This window comes from Corynebacterium sp. c8Ua_99 (genome assembly GCF_039907185.1).
GTDB lineage: Bacteria > Actinomycetota > Actinomycetes > Mycobacteriales > Mycobacteriaceae > Corynebacterium > Corynebacterium jeikeium_D.
The window spans coordinates 54,485-81,187 of record NZ_JASBOG010000009.1; the positions used below are offsets into that span (position 1 = coordinate 54,485).

Below are 26,703 nucleotides of genomic sequence, written 5' to 3' on the forward strand. Positions count from 1 at the left end.
TCATGTCCATCTGGGAGACTGAGGTTTTTGGTAGCGATTCGGTCATTGAACTGTTCGATGAGGTTCAGGATCTCGACTCGCAGGATCGCGTTGGTGCATTGATTGATGCTGGCCGCATTGGGGTGGATTCCGAAAGTAGCGATGAGAAAGCATGCGCACTCGCGGCGGCTGTGATTATTGCAATTTGGAATGGTGCGCCATTTAGCGGCGGTGACATTGTGGAGGACTACAGCTTCATTCGGGAGGGAATCTCGGAGGCACACGGCAGCGAGGAGGATGCGTTGGCTATCGCCTCCGAGGTGTTCGATAGTCTTCTGGGGGAACTCAGTGAGTCTGACCAGGCGGCGCTGGAAAACTGCGTCGAAGCGGTAGAGTAATTCTCGCGTCCCCAGTACTGATTCTTTAAGAAGAATCTCACGTCAAAGAATCTAGAGAAAGCGTTACATGTCCTCGAAGAACATTGATTTCAAGGTTGCAGACCTCTCCCTGGCTGAGGCCGGTCGTCACCAGATTCGTCTGGCTGAACACGAGATGCCAGGCCTAATGGCGCTGCGCGAAGAGTACGCAGAGCAGCAGCCACTGGCCGGTGCCCGTATTTCCGGCTCCATTCACATGACGGTTCAAACCGCAGTGCTCATCGAGACCTTGACGGCGCTGGGCGCAGAGGTCCGCTGGGCCTCGTGCAACATCTTCTCCACTCAGGATGAGGCCGCTGCGGCTGTCGTCGTTGGGCGAAACGGCACTCCGGAGGATCCGCAGGGTGTTCCGGTTTTCGCTTGGAAGGGCGAGACGCTGGAGGAGTACTGGTGGTGCCTCGACCGCATCTTTGACTGGGGCGATGAAGATGCCAACATGATTCTGGACGACGGCGGCGACGCCACCATGGCTGTCATTAAGGGTATGGAATTCGAGGATGCTGGCCTGGTGCCGCCTGCAGAAGAGTCGGATTCGGACGAGTTTATTGCCTTCAAGGACATGCTTCGCGCCAGCTTGGAGAAGGATGCCGGCCGTTGGCACCGAATTGCAAAGTCGGTCAAGGGTGTCACAGAGGAGACCACCACTGGTGTCCACCGCCTCTACCACTTCGCAGAGCAGGGCGTGCTGCCATTCCCGGCCATGAACGTCAACGATGCCGTCACCAAGTCCAAGTTCGATAACAAGTACGGCACCCGCCACAGCCTTCTGGACGGCATTAACCGCGGTACCGACATGCTGGTTGGCGGCAAGAATGTGCTGGTTTGCGGTTACGGCGATGTGGGTAAGGGCTGCGCGGAGGCGCTGGCGGGGCAGGGCGCTCGCGTTCAGGTCACCGAGGCCGACCCGATTAACGCATTGCAGGCATTGATGGACGGTTTCGACGTCGTCGCTACTGAGAGCGTCATCGCAGATGTCGACATTGTCATCACCGCCACAGGCAACAAGGACGTCATCACTTTCGAGCACATGCAGCAGATGAAGAACCACGCGCTGCTGGGCAACATCGGCCACTTTGACAACGAGATTGACATGCACAGCCTGCACCACCGCGATGATGTCCGTCGTGTGGAAATCAAGCCGCAGGTCACCGAGTACATCTTCCCGCATGCAGACGGCGAGGAGCGCTCTCTGATTGTGCTTTCCGAGGGGCGTCTGCTCAACCTGGGCAATGCCACCGGACACCCGTCCTTCGTAATGTCGACCTCCTTCGCCGACCAGACAATCGCGCAGATTGAGCTCTACTGCAACGGTGATAAGTACGACAACACTGTCCACCGTCTGCCGAAGATTCTGGATGAGAAGGTCGCTCGCATTCACGTCGAGGCACTCGGCGGTGAGCTCACCCGACTGTCCAAGGAACAGGCCGAATACATCGGCGTTGACGTCGAGGGCCCGTATAAGCCAGAGCACTACCGCTACTAGTTCTAGCCAAGGCTAGGCCGTAGCCATGTGTGCGAGGAGAAGAATTTGATTATCGCAGTCGAAGGAATCGACGGTGCTGGCAAGAACACGCTTGTCACAGCTGTTACCAATCAACTCCGAAGTCAAGGACACTCCGTTTCTTCGATGACCTTTCCGGCGTACCGGCAGACAATCTTCGCTGATTTCGCCGATCAAGCCTTGCACGGTCAGCTCGGCGACACCGCGGACTCCGCTTGGGCAATGGCACTCCTGTTCGCTCTGGACCGCAAAGAACGTCGTGAAGCGATTGTTGATGCAGCGCGCGAGAACGATGTTCTGATTATCGATCGCTACGTCGCATCCAATGCGGCATACTCCCTGGCGCGCACACAGGATCCGGCGATCGTCGGGTGGATTGAGAAGACCGAATTCGGAGATTTCCAACTTCCGCTTCCCGACGTTCAGGTCTGTCTGGCCACGTCGGTGGGAGTGGCAGCCGACCGCGCACGCAAGCGGGAAGCCTCTGATGTGCAGCGAACGAGGGATGCCTACGAAAAGGACTCGGGTTTGCAGGAGCGCACGCTGGCGGCGTACCAAAAGTTCGCGGAGGGCTCGTGGCAGTCACCATGGCTGATGCTTACGGGAGACGATGGGGCGGACCGCCTTGTGGAATGGATTAGTGCACGCCTGCGCTAGCCACCTCAACTGGAAACTACAGAACTAGATAGCTTTACGTTTAGAATATGACGCATGAGCTCAAAAATCCTGGTTGTTGATGATGATCCGGCCATCGCCGAAATGCTCACGATGGTGATGGAGCGCGAGGGCTTCGACACAGTAGTAGTCGACGATGGCCTCGAAGCTGTCAAGGCAGCAGAGCGGGAGAACCCAGATTTGATTCTGCTGGATCTCATGTTGCCGGGCATGAGTGGTGTCGATGTCTGTCGCACTGTGCGAGAGACATCGGCGGTGCCGATCATCATGTTGACTGCGAAGACCGACACGGTCGATGTGGTCCTCGGCCTGGAATCCGGTGCGGATGACTATGTCACGAAGCCCTTTAAGCCGAAGGAGCTCGTGGCGCGCGTGCGCGCTCGGCTGCGTCGTCAAGAAGACAGCCCGAGTGAGACTCTCGAGGTCGGCGACTTGACCATCGACGTGCCCGGTCACGCCGTGTTCCGTGATGGCAAGGAGATTTCTCTGACCCCGTTGGAGTTTGACCTATTGCACACTCTTGCATCCCGTCCGAAGCAGGTCTTTTCCCGTGATGAGTTGTTGGAAAAGGTCTGGGGATATCAGCACACCTCGGATACTCGTCTGGTCAACGTTCACGTTCAGCGTCTGCGCTCGAAGATTGAACTGGATCCGGAAAACCCCCAGATTGTGCTGACCGTCCGCGGTGTCGGGTACAAGACGGGTGACTAAAAAAGGCCAGTCAGCTTTAGTGGGAGCCGATTCTTGCGTCGATTAATAACGAAGCTTCGAGACTTCACCAATAGGGGAGTGACCTGGGCGGTTACGCTCTGGCGCACGTCTATCCAAGCGCGCATTCTGACCTCTGTGGTGGTACTGAGCGCGATGGTGATTGCGGTACTCGGTTTCGCGCTGGCGACTATTGTTACCCAGCGGCTTATCGACGCAAAGGTTACCGCTGCCGACGAGGAAATTGACCGTGCTCGCGCAGTGGTGGAGCGGGCGATTGAGAACTCTTCGTCCAACGAGCTGCAAGCTCTGCTCAACGTGGGACGCGATGCTCTTGTGAACCGTGCAGCCGGTTCCGGTGCTGCACCACTGACAAGTTATGAACCACTGCTCGTGGCGCCGGTGCCGCGAGGCACGGTGTTGGCTTCATCGCCGATTAAGGCTGATGTCCCAGAACGATTGCATGAAGTAGTCCGACAAGGGCAAATTGCGTATCAGGTACGCCAAGTCACTGATAACCGCGGCGATACGTACTCGGCGTTAATTATCGGTAGCCCCACTTCTACTTCGGTTGATGGGCTCGAGCTCTATCTGGTCACCTCTATGGCCGCAGAGGAATCGACTATTAAGTTGGTTCGTGGTCTGCTCGCCGGTGCGACAGTAATCATCATGGCGCTTCTCGGCGGTATTACTTGGTTCTTCTCCAATCAGGTGACGACACCAGTGCGTTCCGCCGCCCAGATTGCTCAGCGCTTTGCCGACGGTCACTTGCGCGAACGTATGGTCGTGCAGGGTGAAGATGACATGGCGCGACTGGCCATGAGCTTTAACAAGATGGCCGAATCGCTGTCGACGCAGATTAGACAGCTGGAGGAATACGGCAGTCTGCAGCGACAGTTCACCTCCGATGTTTCGCATGAGTTGAGGACACCTCTGACCACGGTGCGTATGGCGGCCGATCTTATTGCGGACGGCGCTGAGGACCTTGATCCGGCGACTCGCCGCGCAGCTGAGCTGATGAATGAGGAGCTTGAGCGTTTTGAGATGCTTCTCAATGACCTGCTTGAGATCTCACGCCACGATGCCGGCGTTGCCGACCTGTCCGCAGAAAAGGTCGATGTTCGTCGCTGCGTGGATGCGGCCTATCAGCAGGTAACGGTCGTGGCTAAGGAGACCGGTACGCCCATCCGCTTCCATCTGCCCGATGAACCGGTAATGGCAACAGTCGACTCGCGTCGTATCGAGCGCGTGCTACGCAATCTTATGGCCAATGCTGTTGACCACAGTGAGGGCAATCCGGTGGATGTCACAGTGCGGGCGAGCGATTCCGCGGTTTCGTTTACGGTCGTTGACCACGGTGTGGGGCTAAAGCCGGAGCAGCAGGAACTGGTGTTTAACCGTTTCTGGCGTGCTGACCCCTCGCGCGTCCGACGCACCGGCGGCACCGGACTTGGCCTGGCAATCGCGCGCGAGGACGCACAATTGCATGGTGGGGAACTGGAGGCATTTGGCGTGCCGACGGTCGGTAGCTGTTTCCGTCTGACTGTGCCGCTGGAGCCCGATGCGAGCTTCGGTGAGCATCCGCTCGGACTGGAAGTTCCCCCGCTGCCTGATCAGATTCCGCACCAGCAGGAAATTGGTGCACGGGAGTTGGAATCGGAATCGAATGCATCGCAAGTCAAGAGCCAGGATCAGGGTAAGGGGCAGAGGACTAGCGATAGCGAATCCCAACAGGCACGAGAGGAGGATAGTTAAATGACGGCGCAGCAACAGTCGAAGGCTCGTCGCGTCCTGCGTAAGACAGTGGCGCTTAGCTCGGTGATCATTTTGGGCACGGCCGCAGGATGTACCACCATTCCGCGGAACACCAGCCCCCAGGTGCTGCGTCCGTTTGAGCCGCCCCAAGTTCGTATTGAAGTTCCGCAGCCTCGTCCGAATGTCAATGCAGACATTGTCCTGCGCGACTTTTTCGCCGCGGCCGCGCATCCGGTTGATGATTTTCAAGCTATGCGTGCCTTCATGACCCCGGAACTAGCGGCCAGTTGGAAGCCGCAGGATAGCGCCCGCATTCTCGACGGTGTCAACCTCATCGCCCAGCGGGATGAAGGAGGATCGCGACAGTCCTTCGTTGCCCGAGGTCGCAGCGTTGGTCAATTCGGTACTGATGGTGCTTATGAGCCCCAGTCCGGTGACTATGAGGAAACCGTGGAGATGAAGCTCGGTTCGGATGGGCAGTGGCGCATTTCCTCGCTGCCCGACGGTGTTGTCATGGAGCGTCAGGCATTCCTGGAAAACAATGTGCCTCGCAATGTCTATTTCCTCGACCCGGCGGGTAATCATTTGGTCACAGATCGTCGTTGGCTCTATCGTGGCGTCACCGATGGCGCGACCAATCTGTTGACGAAGCTGAAGAACGGCCCATCAGCACCACTGCGACCGGGCGTCACCACCGTGCTCAAGCCCAATGCCTCAATTGCGGTGGAGGCAGGACCTGTGTCCAACGCGGACGGTCGCAGGGTCGAAATCACCGGGTTGGGTGATATTTCCGAGGAACTGCGTGTCATGCTCGCGGCGCAGATTATCTGGACTCTCGATTCGGCAGGTTTCCGTGGTCCGTGGATCCTCATGGCCGACGGCGAACCACTAGTTGCCAGCCACGACGAGCCGTGGACGAAGGACACCGACACAATCCAGCTCTACGACCCGAATCATCTACCGGCTGATAACGCACCGTTACGGACGGTCGACCGCAGCGGTATCTACGAGATCGCTGACGGCCACGCCACACCTGTGGGACGCGGCTGGACCGCCAGCGGCAGCACCGCGGTGTTCTCCGCGGCAGTGGGCACCAACCCCAATGGCAGCGAGCTCATTGCCGCCGTGTTCCGCTCGGCCGTGGATGGTCGTGCTGGGTCGTATGACCTCGGGGAGTCCACATTGATGCTCGGCGGAATACAAGATCAGCCGGTTCCTGTGCTGACTGGCGAGAGTCTCACCCGTCCGACATGGTCTCCAGACGCCGAGGCGGTCTGGACAGTGAAGGACGGTACAACCGTCGTACGCCTGGTTCGGCAGTCGACGTCATCTCGGATTCAGCAGGAGGAGGTTGATACCTCTGAGCTCAATCACCTTCTTGACGGCGGCGCAGGCACGGGGCGCCCGAGCGCCGGTATTTCTGAATTCCGCGTCGATTCTTCAGGCACGCAGGTAGCGATGATTATCGCTGGTGAAGTCTATATCGCCACCATCGAAAGGCATGACGATAAACCGTGGAAGTTGACGCACCCGCGTGCTCTGCCGCTCCCTGAAAACGTTTCCCCGGTGTCGCTGACGTGGTCGCCGAATCAAACGGTCACGGTGGGCGGTTACAGCGGGGACACCCCGATGTGGAGCGCCTTCCCGGACGGTGCGACCAGCTCTGTTCTGCCGAAGCTCAACCTGACACCGCCAATTCCTGTGGTTACCGCGACCTCGTCGAAGCGTTACGCATTAGATGCCACCGGTGTTATGGAGCTGATCTCCAGCGAGGGGCAGCAGCAGTTCTGGCGCCAGGTTCCGGGTGCGCGTGGTCGAATGGCTCCGGTGTCTGTGGAATAAGCGCAAATCGGGGAGGGGATTAATGGCGCAGGGGAGGTCATCGCAGGAATTTCTGCGCGTGCTTTACGACGTTACCCGCGATGCAATCGGCCTCGTGATACCGGAAACCTGTCCTGTGTGTGGCCGCTCCGGAACGCTGTGTCGCGATTGCAAGGACGACCTTCAGCAACCTCCAGTGCGGTTTTCACCGCGGGCTGCGTTACGCGCAGCAGCGTGGGCCTGCGGTCCGTACTCCGGTGCGAGGAGACATCTCATTTTGTCGGCCAAAGAACGTGGCAGTGGTGAAGCTAGACGAATCATGGGGGCCGTGTTCGCCGCTGCGGTGCGAAGGCTGGCTTCTGACGGCCATATAATGCCCCCAGAAATTACCCCCGTCATTTTGATTCCGGCGCCGACAAGATCGTCATCCCGTCGACAACGGGGTGGGGACCCGGTAACAATTGCCTGCGACTTTGCTTGCAGTCAGCTCCCCTCCAGTTCGGTATTGCCCCTGGTGCGCATTGGTGGGCGCACGCGGGATTCCGCGGAGCTGGGGGCTTCTCAACGCAGACGAAATCTTTCTGGCCACATTGTGCCGCTGACGCAATTCAAGCGCGGAATTAGCGACAAGCTGCGACAACGCTGTGCGCAGGCGACAGTAATTCTGGTTGATGATGTGGCCACCACTGGTGCCACTGCAGCGGAAACCGAGTTGGTGGCAGCGTCATTGGGGATTCGCATCGACATGGTGTTGGTGCTCGCCCGGGCGTAGACGCAGGGGGTGTCGTCGGCAAGCGAAAAATAAACGAGGGGAACGTGGCATTGGTTACCCCCGGAACTGTATCCTGGGGGTGCAGAAAGACTCGTCACCGTAGACGCCGTGAGTAATCCCGCTCACGGAAGGGCGGTGGCCATACCGGGAGGTAGGTAGCAAGTGTCCACACCTGCTGACAACAACGAGGTACTCAGCCCGAACGCTCAGGTGACCATCACCGGGCGCAATGTTGAGGTTCCAGAGCACTTCGCAGATCGTGTTAAGGCGAAGCTGGCGAAGATTGAGCGCCTCGACCCGACTTTGACCTTCTTCCACGTGGAGCTCCAGCACGAGCCGAATCCGCGCCGTGCAGACCGCTCTGACCGTATTCAGATCACCGCTACTGGCAAGGGACACCTGGCTCGTGCGGAAGCGAAGGAAGATAGCTTCTACGCTGCGCTGGAGTCTGCTCTGGGCAAGATGGAGCGCTCCCTGCGTAAGGTGAAGGCTCGCCGCAAGATTAGCCGTTCTGGCCACCGTGCACCGATGTCCGTCGGCGAGGCAACTGCTTCGCTGGTTGCAGAGGCTGAGGCAGCGGCTCCGGAAAAGGCTGATCCGTACGAGGATCTGGTTGAGGACGTGACCCCGGGTCAGGTTGTGCGTACCAAGCAGCACTCCGCAACTCCGATGACGGTGGAAGATGCTTTGTCTGAGATGGAGCTCGTCGGTCACGACTTCTACCTCTTCGTTAACGAGGCAACCTCTCGTCCGTCCGTGGTCTACCGTCGTCACGCATACGACTACGGTCTGATTGAGCTGGCAGACGAAGACGAGAAGTAAGTCTTCACCAAAAAGAGCACGCAATACCGCGCAGAGCTGTGTATTGGTAAGTAATTGCTCACATGAGCCCGTCTTCTCTTAGAAGGGAAGGCGGGTTCGTCGTATAATCAACCGTTGCACATTAAAGTTCGACGTGAATCGGCCGGAAAGGTCCCAATTTAGTGTTTTCGCTCAGCAAGTTGCTCCGCATTGGTGAAGGCCGCGCTGTCAAGAGGCTTGGCAATATTGCAGATCAGGTCATCGCCAAGGAAGACGAGTACGCAGCTCTTTCAGACGATGAACTCCGTGCCAAGACCGAGGAGTTTAAGAAGCAGCTGGCTGACGGTGCCGATGTAGACGATTTGCTGCTGGATGCTTTCGCCACGGCGCGCGAGGCATCCTGGCGCGTGCTGGGGCAGAAGCACTACCGCGTCCAGGTTATGGGCGGTGCGGCACTGCACTTCGGCAACGTTGCCGAGATGGGTACTGGTGAAGGTAAGACCCTGACCTGTGTGCTGCCCGCATACCTCAATGCGTTGGCAGGCAAGGGTGTTCATGTCGTTACGGTTAATGACTACCTGGCTAAGCGTGACGCGGAGTGGATGGGTCGAGTCCACCGCTTCCTGGGGCTTGAGACTTCCGTGATTCTCTCTGAGCTCAGTCCGGACCAGCGCCGCAAGGCCTATGCTGCCGACATCACCTACGGTACGAACAACGAGTTCGGCTTTGACTACCTGCGCGATAACATGGCGCATTCGCTCGACGATTTGGTGCAGCGTGGGCACCACTTCGCCATCGTCGATGAGGTTGACTCGATTCTGATTGACGAGGCCCGTACCCCGTTAATTATTTCCGGTCCGGCAGATGGCGATCCGCACTGGTACCTGGCGTTTTCCAAGATCGTGCCGCGTATGAAGCGCGATATTCACTACGAAGTCGATGAGCGTAAGCGCACCATCGGTATTCGTGAAGAGGGTGTTGAATTCGTTGAGGATCAGCTGGGTATTGCCAACCTGTATGCTCCGGAAAACTCTTCGCTGGTCAGTTACCTGAACAATGCCCTGAAGGCCAAGGAGCTGTTCACCCGCGACAAGGATTACATTATCCGTAATGGTGAGATTCTCATCGTTGATGAGTTCACCGGTCGCGTGCTGGCAGGCCGTCGCTATAACGAGGGCATGCACCAGGCAATTGAGGCCAAGGAAGGGGTGGAGATTAAAAACGAGAACCAGACGCTGGCAACCGTTACGCTCCAGAACTACTTCCGCCTCTACGACAAGCTGTCCGGTATGACCGGTACGGCTGAGACCGAAGCGGCTGAGCTACACCAGATTTACAAGCTGAATGTCATGGCGATTCCGCCGAATCGCCCGAAGCAGCGTGAGGATCTGCCCGACCTGATTTACAAGACGCAGGAGGCAAAGTTCGCCGCTGTTGTCGAAGACATCCGCGAATGCCATGAAAAGGGGCAGCCAGTTCTCGTTGGTACGACGTCAGTCGAGAAATCCGAGTACCTTTCCAAGCTCCTGCAGCGCGAAGGTATTCCTCACTCTGTGCTGAACGCTAAGCACCACGAGAAGGAAGCTGAGATTGTCGCAGTGGCGGGTCGTCTCGGAGGCGTTACCGTGGCAACTAACATGGCCGGTCGTGGTACTGACATCGTGCTGGGCGGTAACCCGGACATTATCGCTGACCTGAATCTGCGCTCTCGTGGTCTGGACCCGGTGGAAACTCCGGAAGAGTACGAAGAGGCGTGGGACGCTGAGATTGAGCGTGTTCGTCAGCAGTCGAAGGAAGAAGCTGACAAGGTACGTGAGGCCGGTGGCCTCTACGTCCTGGGTACTGAGCGTCATGAGTCACGCCGCATTGACAACCAGTTGCGTGGTCGTACCGGTCGTCAGGGTGACCCGGGCGTTACCCGCTTTTACCTGTCCATGCGCGATGATCTCATGGTTCGCTTCAACGGTCAGCGCATGGAAGCGCTGATGAACACTCTGAATGTCCCGGATGACGTTCCTATTGACTCCAAGGTTGTTTCCAACTCCATTAAGAGCGTTCAGGCTCAGGTGGAAAGCCAGAACTTCGAAATCCGTAAGAATGTTCTGAAGTATGACGAGGTTATGAACCAGCAGCGTAAGGTCATCTACGCTGAGCGCCGTCGCATCCTCGAAGGTGAGGATTTGAAGACTCAGGTCCGTGACATGCAGGACGACGTCGTCGATGCGTATGTCAACGGTGCCACCGCTGACGGTTACGTGGAGGATTGGGACCTCGACGAGCTGTGGAATGCCCTTGAGCAGCTCTACAGCCCGACGTTTACGGCGCAAGAGCTTATTGATGGCTCTGACTTCGGTACCCCAGGTGACCTCTCGGCCGATGAGCTGTCCAAGGCTCTGCACACGGACATCTCGGCCAGCTACGACCAGCTTGAGGATGCGGTCTCCGCAATTGGCGGCGACGACCAGATGCGCAACATCGAGCGCTTCACCATCCTGAACGTCATGGACCAGAAGTGGCGCGAGCACCTCTACGAGATGGACTACCTCAAGGAGGGCATTGGCTTGCGCGCCATGGCCCAGGCTGACCCGCTGGTGGAGTACCAGCGTGAGGGCTACGACATGTTCACCGCGATGATGGACGGCATCAAGGAAGAATCGGTTCGTCAGTTGTTCCTGATCCGTAAGCAGGTTATGCCCGCAGTGGAAAACGCCGAGGGGCAGGAGAACCAGGCTCCAGCTCTGCCAACGGAAGCTGCTGAGCAAAATCAGCAGATGACTTACTCCGGCCCCAGCGAGGACGGCAGTGCAGAGCAGCAGCGCGTGGATCAAGAGTCTGAGGGCAACCGAGCGCAGCGTCGGAAGGCGGCTCGCAAGCGCCGTCGCTAAGCACTAAAGCACCCGAAACGCGGTCATGGTCCATGGCCGCGTTTTTGCTGTTCCGCGGCGGAAAGTGCCCGTGAACGCGCGAACGCGCGGACCGACACGGCAACTACCCAGGAACTCGACCTTCTTGCCGTCCGCGGAAGCGCTGGCGTGAAAGGATTGCAACGCGACACCCTTGAGGCTGGTGTTTTTCGACAGCGTGAGTATCGCAGCGTGAATAATCGGGTCGATATTGATGCGACGTAGATCGTTGACTCGCCTGCGACCCGCGATGATGTCGAAGACGCGGCGAGTAATCGTGCCAAGCTCCTGTCTCAGATTCTGTTCACAGTGCTGGACGACGTGCGGTGTTTGCGGCGTCTTTTTTGCAGCAGGAGCGGCCGCGACGGGCGGTAATGCCGTCATGACAGCGGCTCCGGTGGCAGCCGAGCATCCGCTGTAGGTCGGTGCCACTTTTGCGGTTTGAGAGGCGGCGGCATTAGCTGACTGGCCGAGTTGAATTGTGTGGAGAAGCGAAAAGCCCGTTGCCGGTTCAATGGATTCCCTGCCACTGGAGCGGTGCTCAGCGGCGTGCGACAGCGCGTAAGGCATCGGTGTCTGAGATTTTGGTACGTGAGACGTTGGTGCCATGGATTAATCCCCCTAAAAACTCTCCATTGGCAAGTTCCCCCTTGCTGAAGACCATTGTCCTACAAGTGCTTTAAGTGTGCAGCTTGTGAAGGGGAATTCACGGCCGGCGTGGGGGGATTGTGGAGAAGGCGCAGTCGCGAAATGGGCTGAGTGTTTCGCTGTTAATGGTCCTATCGGTTTCCGTCAAGGCCGTTCTGGTCGTCTACAAATGGGCGTAACGAACAGCCAATTAACACGCTGAACTGGAAAAAAGGCAAACGTGCAGGTCATGCGATAAACTACAGGCCATGCGCGGAATGATTATCGATTACTGTGGTGTCCTTGACGGCACGGATGAAGACCAGGCACGTTGGCGTAATTTGCTGGTAGAGGCGCGTGCAAATGGTGTTGGCCTGGCAGTCCTGTCGAATGACCCAGGTGGCCCATCGGCGGATCCGATTCGCAAGCTCGAAGATGAGGGCCTGGTAGACGCAGTTGTGCTCTCTGGTGAAATTGGCCATGAGAAGCCTTCGGCAGAGGCTTTTAATGCAGCCGCTGCGGCTATTGAACTGCCGGCACGGGACTGCGTGTTGGTAGATGATTCGATTGAGAACATCCATGCGGCCGTCTCTAACGGCATGGTGGGAGTCTTCTATCAGCAGTTCGACCGCGCAGTGGTCGAGATTGCCGGTCTGCTGGGTCTCGAGGGCGAGTTCTAATGCGCGTCTATATCCCAGCGACTTTCTCCATGCTTGAGGCGCTTAAGGAGGATGAGCTCTTCCACGCCCGCGGTGGTTGGGGCTTTGCTGTCACTGAAGCGCTGCGCGATTTCTTTGCTGAGGGCGATGATGAGGAACTGGCAGACGTAGCCTTTGATGAGGCTGCGCGTGCGTCGCTCCGTCTGCTCGATGCCGCAGAAGAGAAGTTCCCGCACCGTCGAGTGGTCATTTCCGTTGATGTGGAGGCGGAGCCGCAGTCGGATATGGGAGATGCTGTGGTTAAGGTCGGCGGCCCAATTTCGCTTGCCGACGTTGCAGCTCTCCACATTGATGTGGAAGAGGCGGAAAGCAAGGTTGAGGCTGCGATTGATGCCGTCGATAAGGCAGATCTCGGTGACGAGGATGCGGAGCTCACTGTCGGCGATGCGCTGGAGATCCCGCTGGCGTGGTACGACGTAGCTGAGCTCGGCATGGTGGTCGACTTCCTGTAGTAGCGCGTGCTCGGCGTTAAAGAAGGGGACTGGGTTTAGGAACCCAGCCCCTTTTTTGTATGGCACAAGTGTTTTCAGTGGGGGTATAAAAGACGGGATTGTTTTGTGTGGATAAGCTCCATGTCAAAGGGGGTGTTTCGCACGGGAGTGGGGGTAATGACAATTTCGCTATTTGTGTCAAAATCATTTGTTTCTCTTGACCAATAACTTACCGCTCCGTAGTCTACGTCTAAGTAACCTACGGACACGTAATAATGAATCGGGTGGGGCATGCCTACTGATGAACAGCGTTATTACTTGTTCGCCCGTGACAGTCAGGAGGGCCAAAAATGGGGCTTAAGACCAAAGTTTCCCGGGTATTCAAGCATTTATCCACGCCACTTTTGCCCGATGATTACACGCATTTGCTAAATCCGCTGTGGTCAAGTCGCGAGCTGCGCGGTCAGATTGAGGCCATCAATCCCACATCTCCTACTTCAGCAGAGTTGATAATCCGTCCGGGTTGGGGGATGCCAACAGACTTCAAGCCAGGCCAGTTCATCGGACTTGGCGTAGAGGTCAAGGGGAAATACCTGTGGCGTTCCTACTCGCTGACAAATGCGCCGCGGCCTCATGACGGGCTGCTGACTATCAACATCCGTGCGCTCAACGACGGCTACGTGTCCCAACACCTCGTCGCCAATGTCAAGCCGGGTACTGTCGTCCGCCTGGCTGCCCCGGCTGGGGATTTCCATCTTCCGGAGCCGCTCCCAGCCCGCATTGCGTTTGTTACCGCAGGCTCCGGCGTAACTCCGGTGATTTCCATGCTGCGTGATCTTTCAGCTCGCAATGCCTCAGTGGAAGTCGAGCACATTCACTCCTACCGCGGCGAGGCAGAAGCTGTGTTTGTCAATGAGCTTCGCGAGCTGGAACAGCGCAGTGCTACTAGCGCGTTGAAGTATCGCCTGCATGCCCGGAATACGGAGACGCAGCCGCGGATTGACGCTGCGGCGGTTACCGACATCATTGCTGACTTTGGAGCGCTGGCATCGTCGGCAAGCGCCTATGCCTGTGGTCCGGTTGAACTGCTGAAAAACCTTGAGCCGGAGTTTCCCGGGCTGCGGACGGAACGTTTCACCGTTGACCGCTCGGCGGCGGGGGAGATCGGCGGCACGGTGAGTTTCGGCAGCCGAGGCGATATCGGCGTAGACGGTGCAACCACCATCCTGGAGGCGGCAGAGAGCGTCGGGGTTGACCTGCCGTACGGCTGTCGGATGGGAATTTGTGCGACGTGTGTGCAGCAGCTCTCCGACGGCGCAGCACGGGACATCCGCACCGGTGCGACGTTTGTGGCGGGGGAGCGGGTCCGAACGTGCGTCTGTGCGCCGGCGGGGCACGCGCGTATCGAACTGTAAGTTCGCCCCACATCTATCTCAACCTGCATTAACCAGGAGAAACTACCTAAAGGAGTTGGGACCCTTCCCATGGCAATTTCCGATATCGCATCGTATGCGCACTTGAGCGAAGAAGACGTCGCAGAGATTGGGCGTCGGTTTGAGGAAATCGAAAAGCAACACCGCGATTCGCTGGGACAGAAGGATGCTCGCTACATCCGCACGCTCATCCGCATTCAGCGCACCCTTGAGGTGACTGGTCGAGGTCTGCTGATGGTGCCGACGGCAGGCATGGCCTTAAACAAATTAGGGATGCTGCCGAAGTCGTGGAAGAACACCGCGCACTGGGGTTTCAAATGGGCGGGTGCCTCAGCGCTGGGGCTGGCAAAGATTTTGGAAAACCTCGAAATCGGACACAACACCATGCACGGTCAGTGGGACTGGATGAATGACCCCGAGATTCACTCGGCCACCTGGGAGTGGGACAATTCCTGCCCATCCAGCGGGTGGAAGCACTCCCACAACTTTGTCCACCACAAGTACACCAACGTGCTCGGTATGGACAACGATGTGGGATACGGCATTCTCCGGGTGACTCGTGACCGCCGTTGGAAGCCATCGACGCTGCTGCAGCCGGTGACAAACGTGGTGTTGGCCAGCCTTTTCCAATGGGCAGTGGCCTTCTACGACGTCGAGCTCGGGCGCGTGTTCGCAGGTAAGAAATCCTGGGATGAGGCCCGACCGCAGCTCATGGAGGTGCTCAACAAGTCGGGGCGCCAGGTGCTCAAAGACTACGTTCTCTTCCCCGCGATGGCGGGTTCGCGTTACCGCGAAGTGGCGTTTGCGAACATGATGGCCAACCTAGCCCGTAATCTGTGGGCCTACGCCGTCATCTTCTGCGGACACTTCCCGGATGATGCCGAGACTTTCACCAAGGAGCAGTACAACACCGAGGACAAGAGCGAGTGGTATTTGCGCCAAATGCTGGGCTCGGCGAACTTCCACGGTGGGCTGGCGCTGTCGGTGCTCTCGGGAAATCTGAATTACCAGATTGAGCACCACCTGTTCCCGGACATGCCATCCAACAGGCTCGCGCAGATTTCGAAGCAGGTTCAGCAGATCTGCCGGGAATACGACCTGCCATACAACACGGGGTCGTTCCCGAAGCAGTTCTTCCAGGTCCAGCGCACGCTGCTGAAGTTGTCGCTGCCGGATCGCTTCTTAGTCGCTGACCCGGACAACGCCCCAGAGGTACGTTCGGAGGCGGCGTTCAAGAAATATCCGCAGGTTGAAGCGGAGCTCCAGTCCAGTTCCCCGCAACGCAAGGGCTTAGCGACGGGCCTGCGAATGCTCCGCCGTCTTCGCCCAGGTGTCCGGGAAATTGTCCGGGCCTACACAGGTCGCTCGACGCACACTGCTGCGCGCGGTTAGTCCTCGACCCGCTTGCGGACCGCAGCCGCGACTGCCGGTTCGCGGTTCCATGGCATTGATTGCTTGTGGGGCAGCCGCAGCCAGGCGCGAATCATGGTCACGGTCAGCGTCGCAGTTGCACCAGCGAGGAAGAGCGCTAAGTAAGCCGAGGAATTCTGGCCGGTAAACTCCACTGTCACGATCAGTGCGAAAAGTGGAGCTGCCATGGACGCCGACAGGAAGGCCGCCGCGCCGAGAATCGCAAAGTCGCTCAGCGGAACTGAGGGCATCAATGGCTGTACGAAGCAGCCGACGATGAAACCGCTGAGCGCGCCAAGGGCAAAGCCGGGAGTCAAGAGCCCACCGACGGCCCCCGAACGGAAAGTAACGAGAACCGCGACAGCTTTCGCAATCAGCAGGATGACTGCAAAACCCAGCAGCGGGCGATCCATGAGAACTGTGGTCGCAGCGATACGGCCATTGCCCAACACTTCTGGAACCCACAGTGAAATCACACCAACCAGTGTGAATGCGAGGGGGATGGCCCAGGCAGAATGCCAGCCAGTCGGTGCTGTGTCCGACATCCGCGAGCTGAGAATGCGAAATGCGTAGCCGATGGCACCGCAGATAACACCGATGAGCAGTGCTGCCCCGAGGTTGCCCCAGCCGTCCGAGAGATTTATTGGGCTGTAGAGCGGGCTACTGCCGACCACGATGCCCGACGTCACCGTGGCGATGGCTGAACACGCCAGCACCACCATCACCGCGGTAATGCTCAGTGAGCCCAGCAGAATCTCCAACGAGAAAACCGCTCCAGCCAACGGGATGTGATAAATCGCCCCCAGGCCGGCACCGGCTGCTGCTGCGACCAGAATACGGCGGTGTAGCGGATCGATGCGCAGTCGATGCGACATCTGTGAAGCCACCATCGCACCGAGCTCACGCGGGGCATTCTCGCGTCCCATGGATGCACCTGCAGCGACGGTCGCCATCTGCAAAAACACATTGACAAGAGTTGACCACACCGGCATGAGTCGACCGTTCATGCCTGCCTCAACGCTCTCAATGGGCGTGGCCTTTGTGCGCAGCGCTGCCCAGATTGGTCCTGCAATCAGCCCCGCCAACACAATTCCGACAAAGCGCTGTAAACCAGTGGTGCCATCGGTTACGACCGCTACGTCACCCTCGTGCTGCCCGTAGACCGCGTACTCGATGCCGTGCATGATCAGCGCGAGCCCGGCAGCTCCGAGCCCCGTCGCAAGACCCACGATAAGCGTGTAGATGCACAGCCGAATCCAACTGCCGGGAGCGGGGTAGAGTCCGGAGCCCGCTTTGTCCGACTCAGCACCAGCCGCGGCTTCAGAGGGCGTCTCCACAGAATCGGTGTGGCTAGTCTCTTTCAATGTCCAGCTCCCAGTCCTCGTTGTCGCTGATGGCGCTCAACAGGCGACGCACGGCCATCGCTCGACGGTGCTGAACTCCCTCCAGCTTGTCGAGGGCGCACTCTGGATCCGCGGGCGGCCCCAAATGGGTGCAACCACGTGGGCATTCATCTGTCGCTGCCTGGATATCTGGAAACGCCGCCAGCAGCGTCTCCGGTGTCACATGGGCTAGACCAAAGGAACGAATGCCCGGGGTGTCAATGATCCACGACGTCGCGCTGTCTTCGCTTTCCGACGGCAGCATCAGCGCCACCGACTGTGTGGAGGTATGGCGGCCCTTACCCACACCGCTGACTTCGCCAGTCTCACGGTTGGCTTCAGGAACAATCCGGTTGACAAGGGTTGATTTCCCCACACCGGAATGCCCAACCAAAGCTGTCACTCGTCCGGGGACATCGATGAGCTCTGACAAGGGAGCCAAGTCATCATTAATACCGCAGACAACGACATCCACTCCGAGTGCCGAGAACTCCCCGGCAAATTCCTCTGGGTCGGCCAGATCGGATTTAGTCAGACAGAGCACGGGGCGGACACCGCCGGCGTAGGCCGCGACCAGCGCGCGTTCGACAAAACCGGTGCGAGGTTCAGGATCGGCGACTGCGCACACAATGAGCAGCAGGCTGGCATTGGCCACGACGATGCGCTCATACGGGTCATTGTCATCGGCGGTGCGACGCAAAACCGTGCTGCGCTCTGCCAGCTTGACGATGCGGGCCAGTGTGCCCGCACGGCCGCTGACATCGCCTACGACACCGACACGGTCACCGACAACGATATTGGTGCGGCCGAGCTCGCGGGCACGCATGCATGTCACTGCAACATCAGGGTTGTTATCGAGGACTACACCCCAACGACCACGATCCTTGGTCACCACCATGCCCCAGTGGGCATCGGCGTGGCGGGGGCGATCCTTCGTCCGTGGTCGCGACCCTTTACCGGGGCGGATGCGTACATCGGACTCGTCCCATTGCCGTCCACGCCTGCGTGCCGCCACTGTTATTTCCCTGCCTCGGTTCCGTTGTCCACACCATCAAGTCGAGCTTCGACTGACTTTTCCAACGAACTAGGGCTGGGGGAGGCCAGTCCGAGCATCTCCAGCCAGCGCAGGTCGAATCCAGGCATGGTCTTAGCAGTGGTACCGATATTTTCGACTTCCACGCCCTCCGTGCGCAGGCCAACAATGGCACCAGCGGTGGCCATTCGATGGTCGGCGTAGCTGTGCCAGAGGCCACCGTGGAGCGGAACGGGGTCGATCGCAATGCCGTCGTCAAGCTCGGTGGCGCGACCGCCGAGACGGTTGATTTCCGTGGTGAGCGCGGCGAGACGGTTGGTCTCGTGACCGCGCAGGTGTGCGATACCCGTCAGCTCGGTGCGGGTAGTGGCCAAGGCGGCGATGGCCGCGACGGTGGGGGTCAGCTCGCCAATCTCGGACATGTCCAGCGTGATTCCGCGCAGCTCGGACGGCTTTGGGCCCACGACGGTGAGGCTGGTGCGGCCACTCTCGTGACGGTTGAACGTCACGGTAGCGCCCATAGCGGTGAGGATCTCGCGGATGCGGTCGCCCGGCTGCGTGGTGTGCTCTGGCCAGTCGGGCACGGTGACGCTGCCACCAGTGACAGCCGCAGCGGCCAGGAAGGCGGCGGCGTTGGACAGATCAGGCTCGACCTGCCAAGTACGACCCATCATTTCGGTCGGGTGAATGGTGAACGTTGTGCGTGGTCCCTCAGGTGTGTCGGCCGTGGTCTCCTCGACCTGCACACCGGCCTCGCGAAGCATGTCCAGGGTCATGTCAATGTGCGGGCGGGAAGGAATCTCACCGGTCGGGCGAAGTACCAGGCCACGGCCGTAGCGCGGTGCTGACAGCAACAGGCCAGAGACGAACTGGCTCGAAGCCGAAGCGTCAATTTCCACTTCGCCGCCGATGTCCGGCAGATCCTGCTCCTGGACCGAGTCACCGAGGCGGTTGCCCTGATTCGGACCCTGCGGATTGACCGTGAAGGGAAGCCCATTGCCCGCGATGTTCACACCGAGGCTGCGCAGGGCATCCAGCACGGCCGACATCGGGCGAGCCTTGGCTTCTACGTCGCCTTCGAAGAACACCGACCCCTGCGCAAGAGCTGCGATAGGTGGCACGAAGCGCATAACCGTACCTGCGAGACCACATTCCACGACACCACCGCGAAGCATGCGTGGAGTGACGCGGAGCGTGTGGTTCGGGGCACCCGAATATGTCGAGTCGGCACTGATGTCAGTTCCCAGAGCCTGCAGTGCGCGAATCATAAGATCGGTATCGCGAGAGCGCAGAGCACCATGGATAACCGATGGTGTCGAAGATATCGCCGCGATGACAAGGGCACGGTTCGTAATCGACTTCGAGCCGGCAATCTGCACCGTGGCACTAAAAGGCTGTCGACCGGCCTCGGCACCGTCGACACTTACAGTAGGGGCGGACCAATTCTGATTTTGGGAACACACACAACCAATTATGGAACACTTTCACTCCATACCTCGACTAGAGGGGGAGTCAACGGCACAATCAGTTGGTATGTGTGGTCGTTTCGTCAATTTCACAGTCGCCGAAGAACTGCTCAGCACCACGGCTGAGATTCCCGGTTTGGCGCCCGTGCGTGCCGACGGCCCGTTGCCCACCTCCCGCTACAACATCGGACCGACCATGCCAATAGTTGCTCTTGCCCGCGAGCACCCCGGCCGCACAGGAACCATTGCTGCCACCGTGCGCTGGGGTTTAATTCCGCAGTGGGCCCGCGAAGTGCCAACAACACCTTTCTTCAATGCTCGTGCGGAAACCTGGCAGTCCAAACCGACTTTCCGGGACAGCCTGCCCTGCGCAATCCCCATGAACGGTTGGTATGAGTGGAAGAATCGCCAGCCCTACTTCGTCAGCTTCGGCGATGACGCACCGCTTTTCACCGTCGCGGGGCTGTGGGCGCGCTGGGGCGATATCGTTTCCGCCACAATTCTCACCACCGACGCCGTGGGACAGCTCGCGGATCTTCATCATCGTATGCCGCGCGTGCTTGCCGACGACGAAGTCAGTGACTGGTTGGATCTCTCGGCCTGGGCAGCAGACGGAGATGTTGGCATGACCAGCGCAGAAGTGGTGGACAAGCTGACCATCCGACCGGTCAACCGCGCCGTCGGCAATGTTGCGAATGAAGGGCCGCACCTGCTGAATGGGCCCGATGGAGCAGCACCCGGCCACAACGAGGAGCTGTTTTAAGGTCGTATCAGTGGGGAGGTTGCAGGAGTAGCCGCCGGATTAGCGGGCGATGTCGGCGACCGTGGCGTCGCAAAGCGAAACCAGATCAGCGGGTGACAGTTCGATGTCCCACCCGCGGCGACCACCGGAGACGAACACCGTGTCGGCGAGAGTAGCTGTCTCATCAATGACAGTCGGGAGCTTGCGGCGACCGCCAAGCGGGGAGATGCCGCCGGGAACGTAGCCGGTGGCAAGTGACGCGTCATGGGGGTCGGCCATCATGGCCTTGGAAGCCCCGACAGCAGCGGCGGCGGCCTTGGGGTTGAGCATTCCGGTGGCGGGGACGACGGCGATGGCCAGCCCAGTGCGTTTGCCGGATAGCTCGATAATGAGAGTTTTGAAGATGCGTTCGGGCTCGACTCCGAGATGCTCTAGTAGCCAAGAGGCGGCCTCTTCGCCGAAGTTGGCGCTGCCGTGGGGGAATTGGTGAACGTGGAAGTCGATTCCGGCGTTCTGACAGACGGCGATTGCCGGGGTGGCGGCAGCGGATTTCTTGGCGGACTTCTTCGACATAATTTCCCATCGTTGCACACCAGTGCAGCTACGCGACGAAATGCCTGGTGACGGGGGTCTGGCCGACTCGTGGGTGCGGATGTTTTAGGATAGGTAGCATGTCAGGTGATCAGACAGGAACATCGGCCATCCGGACTGATGAGTCGGATGAGGAGCTTGCGCAGCGCTTTGAGCGTGATGCCATGCCGCTTTTGGATCAGCTCTATGGAGCGGCGCTGCGGATGACACGCAACCCCGCCGATGCCGAAGACCTGGTGCAGGAGACCTATATCAAGGCCTTTCAGGGCTTCCGCTCCTACAAGCCGGGCACGAACCTGAAAGCGTGGCTCTACCGCATTCTGACGAATGCGTACATCAACAACTACCGCAAGGCGCAGCGACGTCCTGCCGAGTACGCCACCGATGACATCACGGATTCACAGATCGCGGAAACCGCGTCGCACACTTCGATAGGGCTGCGCTCTGCTGAGGTTGAAGCGCTGGAAAAGCTTCCTGACGAGGAAATTCGTGACGCTTTGATGAGCCTCAAAGAGGACTACCGGATGGTGGTCTACTACGCCGATGTCGAGGGATTGCCCTACAAGGAAATCGCCGAAATCATGGGCACGCCCATCGGAACTGTGATGAGTCGGCTCCACCGTGGAAGAAAACAGCTCCGAGACGCGTTGCACAACGTAGCCGTGGAACGTGGATTCTTGAAAGAAGAGAAGGGAGATTCTCCGCGATGAGCCGAGAGTCGAGCCAAGATATGGAGCAGACGCCAGAGCGCGGGCACGCCTGTGAAGATGCTTTCTGTCAGGATGTCCACTCGCGCCTACACGCATTTTTGGATGGAGAGTGTGATTCGGAGGAACGCCGCTTTCTCGAGGAACACATTCACAAATGCCCTCAGTGCTTGGAAGAGTTCGGTTCCGAGCAAGCTATACGACGGCTGCTGCGCCGGTGCTGCCAGCAACCTGCCCCTGAGGACCTCCGTCAGCGCATTACCACTCGGATTCGTGTGTCCTATACGCGGGTGGAGTACCGCAGGTAGCTGCTGGCGGCTAGGTTTTGGTGCGTCATCTTTTGGCGCGTATTCCTTTGATGCTTAATGCGATGTTGCGTAATACGGTAATGCGGTAATGCGTAATGGGAAAATCCCAGGTCACGGTGATGTGGCCTGGGATATTTTTGTGGAGCTATTTGTGGAGCTAAGGGGAATCGAACCCCTGACCTTCGCATTGCGAACGCGACGCTCTACCAACTGAGCTATAGCCCCATTGCTTTCGAGCAACCTAGCTGGAGCTGCTGTAAAAGCTCTATTTTCAGACGTTACTCCGGTGGGGTTTGGGCTCCAAACTCGCTGGTAAGGTTCCGGCGGATGGTTAATCCGGAAAGCGAGGATGCGGTATCGACGAGGCATCGAAAAGGTGTTGAAAGTGACTAGGTTTATGACAAAAAACCGCGGGTGAATTCAATTCATGTGTCATAAACCTAGTCACTTTCAAATCTGCTACCCGCTGAGGTATCCGCTGGAGGCATAAAAAACTCCACCCCGTCCTTCGGTGCAATACCGAGTTGTGCCGGGGTGGAGTGAGATGTCTTAGCCGGTGATGGCTAAGACTGCTGCAACTAAGGGCAACTTAGCTGTTCGGACGCTTGCCGTGGTTAGCCTTGTTCTTACGACGGTCCTTGCGCTTACGGCCACGCTTGCTCATAGCTGGGCTCTCTTTCTATCGGGTTAAACAGGTATCAACCGGTATAGATTACACGGTAAGAGGGTAAGTCTTTTAATTAGACTGCGGTGCTGGTGCGAGTGCGGCGAGTGCGACCGCGGTTGCGACGGCGCTTCAGTGCGCGACGCTCATCCTCGCTCATGCCGCCCCAGACACCTGCATCCTGGCCGGTCTCAAGTGCCCAGGCCAGGCACTGAGCAGTAACGGGGCAACGGTTGCAAACGACCTTGGCCTTAGCAATCTGGGCGAGAGCCGGGCCGGAGTTACCGACCGGGAAGAACAGCTCCGGATCCTCTTCACGACAAACGGCCTTGTGACGCCAATCCATGACAAACTCCTAAAACATTACGAGCCCCGGGTGAGGGCAGGGTTAAATTTCCTTGCGGGAAGGCAGCTCCGGAAATGGATTTCGTCAGACACGACAAATCGCCGTATCTCAACGAAGGTTTGGGGTTCATTCCCGGTTGCCCAGGGGTATTAGGCATCTTGGGAGGGGCCACCTGTTCCATCGCCTATACGGCGTGAAAGGTAGTGGGGACTCACCAAAGAGTTTGCGCCTAAAAAGGCGAGACTTGCATGGTTACACAACCAGTGAACTGCGTGCCTGTCTCGCTGACGATTTACATGTTTTCACGACTGGGACGGTTCGTAAAGAGCAAAATGAATAAAAGTGCCAAACCTCACAGAAAAGTGAAGTTTTGGTTAAAACGCCAGGTCAAAACTAGCCCTTTGTGGGGGTAAAATTAGTTTTGGTAATTGCAGTAGTGAGGGTGTATGGCGCATTTTTGTTGGCTTGTCAGTAAACAGTTGCAGTTTAAGCCGGGTTTGCCTCGGTCTTTTGGCTAGTACTGAACAGTCGGCGTGTGCGATCCATGACCTTTTTGGTCACCACAACGAGCAAGCGCTCGTCCACGGGGCGGGTAGCGACTTTCTTGGTGAACTGGTCCTCGGTGTAATCGTCGGCACGCGCCACAAAATTGATAGCGCCTTGCTTAACACGGATGTTGAGGGACTCACACTGATTGATGTACTCGCCGTCCAACTGGAGACGAAGTGGGGCAGTAGCGGTGAGCTCGATGTGCTGGACGTTGTCGACGCGTCGTTCGCGGGCTTCGACGTGGAAGGGGGAACGCAGTCGGGTGAAGAAACCGGCTAAATTGGCTGCGGCGACAAGTCCCGTCACTCCCCTCAGGGAAGTGAAGCCATAAAAGCCCAGGCCCCTGCGTAGGGACACAGTGGGGTTGGTGACGATGGGGAGGTCGCCGAGGAATGTCCAGGGATTGGAGTTGGACACCACGGCCATTGCGAGATCACGGCCAAACTCCGTGCCGTCGATAGTTGCGGTGATTTGTGGCGGGCTTTTGCGCAACTGATTCCATGCGGTGAAAATTGCCGGCAAATAGCGCACGGCTTTGGCGCGGGTACCGTTTTGTCGGAGCTGTTCCATGGTGGAAATGACTTCCGCATCAATGCCGATACCGGCATTGACCACGAAGCATCGCTCCGCTGCATGTCCAACGCTGATAGTGCTGCGGGTTCGGGAGCGCAGCAGACTTGCGATGTACCACGCGGCATCTACGGGGTCGCGGGGAATACCCAACGCACCTGCCAAAACGTTGGCGCTGCCGGTGGGAATTGTCGCGATGGCAGGCAGGTCAGTGGCAGGCAGTGCGGAGAATGGGTTGGAGTTCATGAGCCCATTGACAATCTCGTTAATGGTTCCGTCGCCGCCGAGAGAAATAATGACGTCGTAATCGCGAACCGTTTTACCCGCCACCATTTCCGCAGCATGGCCAGGGTAGGCGGTAAACATGGATGTCAAGCGAATCCCCTCGACCGAGCGAAGCGCCCGCACAACGCCGGGCATACGTCGAGCAGTGTTACTGGTCGAATTCGGATTGGAGATTAGCAACGCACGCACAGGCACCAAGAATAGTGCATGAGCAGACTTGTGATGGGCGCATTAGCCGGTATGCCTCCAGGGTGTATTCATCGGTTCGCACCGGGCTAACATGTAGGGCGTGAGTAACCAGAAAAACAGCAGCAATGCGCCCAAATCGCGTACTACCGACCAGCTTGCGGCAGCCGACGGGCCGATCGCCGCACCTCAGGTTGTTATGGTCGGTGCGTGGATTGGTGTCGCCGAATGTGCCCTCGGTCTGGGCTACGGGATCTTCCTTCTCATTCGTGATTTGATGGGGTACCGCGACGAGGCCGCGGTCATTTCCGGTTGGGGTACCGCGCTGTGGTTCCTTCTCATTTTCGGCGCTGTTCTCGCTGGTGCGATTATGTTGCTGCGTGGCGCCCGATGGGGGCGCGGGCCGATTATTATGCTCAACCTCTGCTTGCTGGGCGTGGCCTATTACATGTTCCGCTCGAGCGCTTTTCTGCTTGCTCTACCGACGGCGGCAGCTTCAATTGCTGCGCTGGCCTGTATGTTTAGTCCGAAGGCGATTGATTGGGCTGCCCGCTCTTTCTAAGCTTCGATGGCGAACGCGTCGACTGACTCACCGCGCTGAACTAGTAGCGTGTCACCGACAACTGCAAGGCGCACGGGCACTTCCGGCTTGTCCGCATTATTTGCATGAGTGGACTTCGCAGCTGCAGGCAACGGGAGTGTGCCGATAATCTCGAGAGTCTTGGCATTCAATACCGCGACTCCGTCAGCGACTGGCATGAAAACATGCTCACCCCATGGAGCTGGGGTTCCTGTGGCCTCAGGAAACTCGAAATCCGGCGCCAGGGTGCTCGGGCGGAAGCCCAGTAAACCACGCGGCGACCACCACGTCATGTGATGGGGAAGATCCGTTGTAAAAGGCGCACGCGGGGCATCGCCGTTGGAGTTAGCTTCCACCGGTGCTGGGCGCAGGGTAGTCTCATCCAGCGCCAATTCAGTCAGCATCGTGCCGTCCATACGAAAAACTCGGATGCGATTGTCTGACAGTACCGCCGCCGTGTCCTGGCCAATCGATACCAGTGACATATCTGCAGTTACCGGACCAAGGTCAATATCGCTCTTGACCTCCGGTTTCCGAGACTCCTCCGGATTTGCCGCCTGCATGACCAGGCGCCCGTGACCATCGCAGTTGTTTACGACGGCCAGCAGCTCCACGCGCGTGAGCGCACTGATAATCGAACACTCCGGATGCGGCTGCATCTTCGGTTCCGGAGACGCTGGAATCTTGCCGTACTCGACTACTCGGACCAGGTCAGAGCGCCACAGCTCCAGGAATCCAGAGTCGTAGACACCCGCGTATGAGTTCGAGCGCACGGCGGCAGGGCTGTCAGCCGCAATCGATTTACGGGTCGCGACATACTGCCCCGAGTCGGGCTTGAGTGCAACGGTCTCACCGCAGCCAGCTGCCCCACGAAAAGTCGCGAAAACTTGGCCATCACTGCCCGAGAGCGCACAAAGCGGAATATCTCGTCGATAGTGCCAGCGCTCCGTGCCGTCGTTAAGCGAGATAGCACGCACGCCCTTGTTCTCAGCAACGATGAGGGAGTTGTCCATCACCAGTGGCGCCGGGGAGATGGTGTGCGTGCTTGTGCTTGCCGACGATTCAGTGGACCACACCGGCCGGAGAGTATGTGGCATTGCCTCCGGATCGTTCGCGGCCGGGGCTTGCGCTGTGCTGCTCGTCGGTGCCGTGGATTCAGTGCGATCGACCTTACGAGCCGGAGAAGCGACCCATGTCCAACCGACGACTAGCACTACGGCGATGATGAGAACTACTGATGCGATTCGATTGCGGCGCAGTCGGGTCTCTGCAGTGGTGGGCTCAGCGTTGGCTTGTGGTGACTGCAGCACGGTTGGAATGTC

General features: G+C 58.4%; 24 protein-coding genes and 1 tRNA gene. 16 read left to right on the forward strand and 9 right to left on the reverse strand.

Annotation, left to right across the window (positions count from 1 at the left end):
• Positions 1 to 2 precede the first annotated feature (2 nt).
• From QKE19_RS06740 to secA, 9 genes are all read left to right on the forward strand, one after another.
• Positions 3 to 377, forward strand: coding sequence for a DUF4259 domain-containing protein (locus tag QKE19_RS06740; protein ID WP_049191146.1), 375 nt, complete (start codon positions 3 to 5; stop codon positions 375 to 377).
• A gap of 67 nt (positions 378 to 444) precedes the next feature.
• Entirely contained in the window at positions 445 to 1,899 is a 1,455-nt protein-coding gene (ahcY, locus tag QKE19_RS06745) for an adenosylhomocysteinase (protein ID WP_049172800.1), read from the forward strand.
• Between the two features lie 45 nt (positions 1,900 to 1,944).
• Positions 1,945 to 2,574, forward strand: coding sequence for a dTMP kinase (locus QKE19_RS06750; RefSeq protein WP_284847196.1), 630 nt, complete (start codon positions 1,945 to 1,947; stop codon positions 2,572 to 2,574).
• A gap of 54 nt (positions 2,575 to 2,628) precedes the next feature.
• Entirely contained in the window at positions 2,629 to 3,303 is a 675-nt protein-coding gene (gene mtrA, locus QKE19_RS06755; RefSeq protein WP_016422206.1) for an MtrAB system response regulator MtrA, read from the forward strand.
• Positions 3,304 to 3,381: 78 nt separating this feature from the next.
• On the forward strand, positions 3,382 to 5,055 hold the full coding sequence (gene mtrB / locus QKE19_RS06760; protein ID WP_049172804.1) for an MtrAB system histidine kinase MtrB: 1,674 nt from the start codon (positions 3,382 to 3,384) through the stop codon (positions 5,053 to 5,055).
• Entirely contained in the window at positions 5,056 to 6,897 is a 1,842-nt protein-coding gene (locus tag QKE19_RS06765) for an LpqB family beta-propeller domain-containing protein (RefSeq protein WP_347890665.1), read from the forward strand.
• A 493-nt stretch (positions 6,898 to 7,390) separates the two neighbouring features.
• Positions 7,391 to 7,648, forward strand: a complete 258-nt coding sequence (locus tag QKE19_RS06770) for a hypothetical protein (protein WP_141737802.1) — start codon at positions 7,391 to 7,393, stop codon at positions 7,646 to 7,648.
• Positions 7,649 to 7,810: 162 nt separating this feature from the next.
• Positions 7,811 to 8,470, forward strand: coding sequence for a ribosome-associated translation inhibitor RaiA (gene raiA, locus QKE19_RS06775; RefSeq protein WP_016422210.1), 660 nt, complete (start codon positions 7,811 to 7,813; stop codon positions 8,468 to 8,470).
• A 161-nt stretch (positions 8,471 to 8,631) separates the two neighbouring features.
• A complete protein-coding gene (gene secA, locus QKE19_RS06780; protein ID WP_049193304.1) occupies positions 8,632 to 11,334 on the forward strand; it encodes a preprotein translocase subunit SecA in 2,703 nt (900 codons plus the stop codon).
• A gap of 3 nt (positions 11,335 to 11,337) precedes the next feature.
• Here the strand turns inward: secA and QKE19_RS06785 are convergent, their stop codons facing one another.
• On the reverse strand, positions 11,338 to 11,961 hold the full coding sequence (locus QKE19_RS06785) for a hypothetical protein (RefSeq protein ID WP_049172812.1): 624 nt from the start codon (positions 11,959 to 11,961) through the stop codon (positions 11,338 to 11,340).
• A gap of 287 nt (positions 11,962 to 12,248) precedes the next feature.
• Here QKE19_RS06785 and QKE19_RS06790 point away from each other — a divergent pair, with 287 nt between their 5' ends.
• From QKE19_RS06790 to QKE19_RS06805, 4 genes are all read left to right on the forward strand, one after another.
• The gene (locus QKE19_RS06790; protein WP_038627918.1) at positions 12,249 to 12,659 is read left to right on the forward strand and encodes an HAD-IA family hydrolase; all 411 of its coding nucleotides are present in this window, start codon (positions 12,249 to 12,251) and stop codon (positions 12,657 to 12,659) included.
• Positions 12,659 to 13,150 carry a hypothetical protein gene (locus tag QKE19_RS06795; protein ID WP_347890667.1) on the forward strand — a complete coding sequence of 164 codons (492 nt, stop codon included), beginning with the start codon at positions 12,659 to 12,661 and terminating at the stop codon, positions 13,148 to 13,150. The genes QKE19_RS06790 and QKE19_RS06795 overlap by 1 nt, the downstream gene beginning before the upstream one ends.
• Positions 13,151 to 13,479: 329 nt before the next feature.
• On the forward strand, positions 13,480 to 14,544 hold the full coding sequence (locus QKE19_RS06800; RefSeq protein ID WP_070595964.1) for an iron-sulfur cluster-binding domain-containing protein: 1,065 nt from the start codon (positions 13,480 to 13,482) through the stop codon (positions 14,542 to 14,544).
• Positions 14,545 to 14,613: 69 nt separating this feature from the next.
• Entirely contained in the window at positions 14,614 to 15,954 is a 1,341-nt protein-coding gene (locus QKE19_RS06805; RefSeq protein ID WP_070595965.1) for an acyl-CoA desaturase, read from the forward strand.
• On the opposite strand, the gene QKE19_RS06810 is transcribed toward QKE19_RS06805, so the two are convergent.
• The 3 genes from QKE19_RS06810 to aroA are packed head-to-tail and all read right to left on the reverse strand — an operon-like array spanning position 15,951 to position 19,850.
• Positions 15,951 to 17,336 (reverse strand): chloride channel protein, encoded by a 1,386-nt coding sequence (locus QKE19_RS06810; protein ID WP_147765865.1) that lies wholly within the window; start codon positions 17,334 to 17,336, stop codon positions 15,951 to 15,953. The genes QKE19_RS06805 and QKE19_RS06810 overlap by 4 nt on opposite strands.
• On the reverse strand, positions 17,323 to 18,369 hold the full coding sequence (gene rsgA / locus QKE19_RS06815) for a ribosome small subunit-dependent GTPase A (RefSeq protein ID WP_016422217.1): 1,047 nt from the start codon (positions 18,367 to 18,369) through the stop codon (positions 17,323 to 17,325). Before rsgA ends, QKE19_RS06810 begins: the two co-directional genes overlap by 14 nt.
• 2 nt (positions 18,370 to 18,371) lie before the next feature.
• A complete protein-coding gene (gene aroA / locus QKE19_RS06820) occupies positions 18,372 to 19,850 on the reverse strand; it encodes a 3-phosphoshikimate 1-carboxyvinyltransferase (RefSeq protein ID WP_065428883.1) in 1,479 nt (492 codons plus the stop codon).
• Positions 19,851 to 19,920: 70 nt separating this feature from the next.
• On the opposite strand from aroA, the gene QKE19_RS06825 reads away from it, so the two are divergent.
• Entirely contained in the window at positions 19,921 to 20,616 is a 696-nt protein-coding gene (locus QKE19_RS06825; protein ID WP_347890668.1) for an SOS response-associated peptidase, read from the forward strand.
• A 39-nt stretch (positions 20,617 to 20,655) separates the two neighbouring features.
• Here QKE19_RS06825 and ybaK read toward each other — a convergent pair whose 3' ends face one another.
• Positions 20,656 to 21,168, reverse strand: coding sequence for a Cys-tRNA(Pro) deacylase (gene ybaK, locus QKE19_RS06830; protein WP_347890669.1), 513 nt, complete (start codon positions 21,166 to 21,168; stop codon positions 20,656 to 20,658).
• A 98-nt stretch (positions 21,169 to 21,266) separates the two neighbouring features.
• Between ybaK and QKE19_RS06835 the strand changes: the two genes are divergently transcribed.
• Positions 21,267 to 21,896, forward strand: a complete 630-nt coding sequence (locus QKE19_RS06835; protein ID WP_016422221.1) for a sigma-70 family RNA polymerase sigma factor — start codon at positions 21,267 to 21,269, stop codon at positions 21,894 to 21,896.
• 457 nt (positions 21,897 to 22,353) lie between these two features.
• Here the strand turns inward: QKE19_RS06835 and QKE19_RS06840 are convergent.
• From QKE19_RS06840 to QKE19_RS06850, 3 genes are all read right to left on the reverse strand, one after another.
• Positions 22,354 to 22,426: transfer RNA gene (locus tag QKE19_RS06840), tRNA-Ala, on the reverse strand.
• A gap of 515 nt (positions 22,427 to 22,941) precedes the next feature.
• Complete coding sequence (locus QKE19_RS06845; protein WP_005511107.1) at positions 22,942 to 23,211, reverse strand: WhiB family transcriptional regulator; 270 nt, start codon at positions 23,209 to 23,211, stop codon at positions 22,942 to 22,944.
• Positions 23,212 to 23,697: 486 nt separating this feature from the next.
• Entirely contained in the window at positions 23,698 to 24,804 is a 1,107-nt protein-coding gene (locus tag QKE19_RS06850) for a diacylglycerol kinase family protein (RefSeq protein WP_347890670.1), read from the reverse strand.
• 100 nt (positions 24,805 to 24,904) lie between these two features.
• Between QKE19_RS06850 and QKE19_RS06855 the strand changes: the two genes are divergently transcribed.
• The gene (locus QKE19_RS06855; RefSeq protein ID WP_224783785.1) at positions 24,905 to 25,363 is read left to right on the forward strand and encodes a hypothetical protein; all 459 of its coding nucleotides are present in this window, start codon (positions 24,905 to 24,907) and stop codon (positions 25,361 to 25,363) included.
• Here the strand turns inward: QKE19_RS06855 and QKE19_RS06860 are convergent.
• Positions 25,360 to 26,691 carry a hypothetical protein gene (locus QKE19_RS06860; RefSeq protein ID WP_347890671.1) on the reverse strand — a complete coding sequence of 444 codons (1,332 nt, stop codon included), beginning with the start codon at positions 26,689 to 26,691 and terminating at the stop codon, positions 25,360 to 25,362. The two genes, QKE19_RS06855 and QKE19_RS06860, sit on opposite strands and share 4 nt — an antisense overlap.
• Between the last annotated feature and the right edge of the window lie 12 nt (positions 26,692 to 26,703).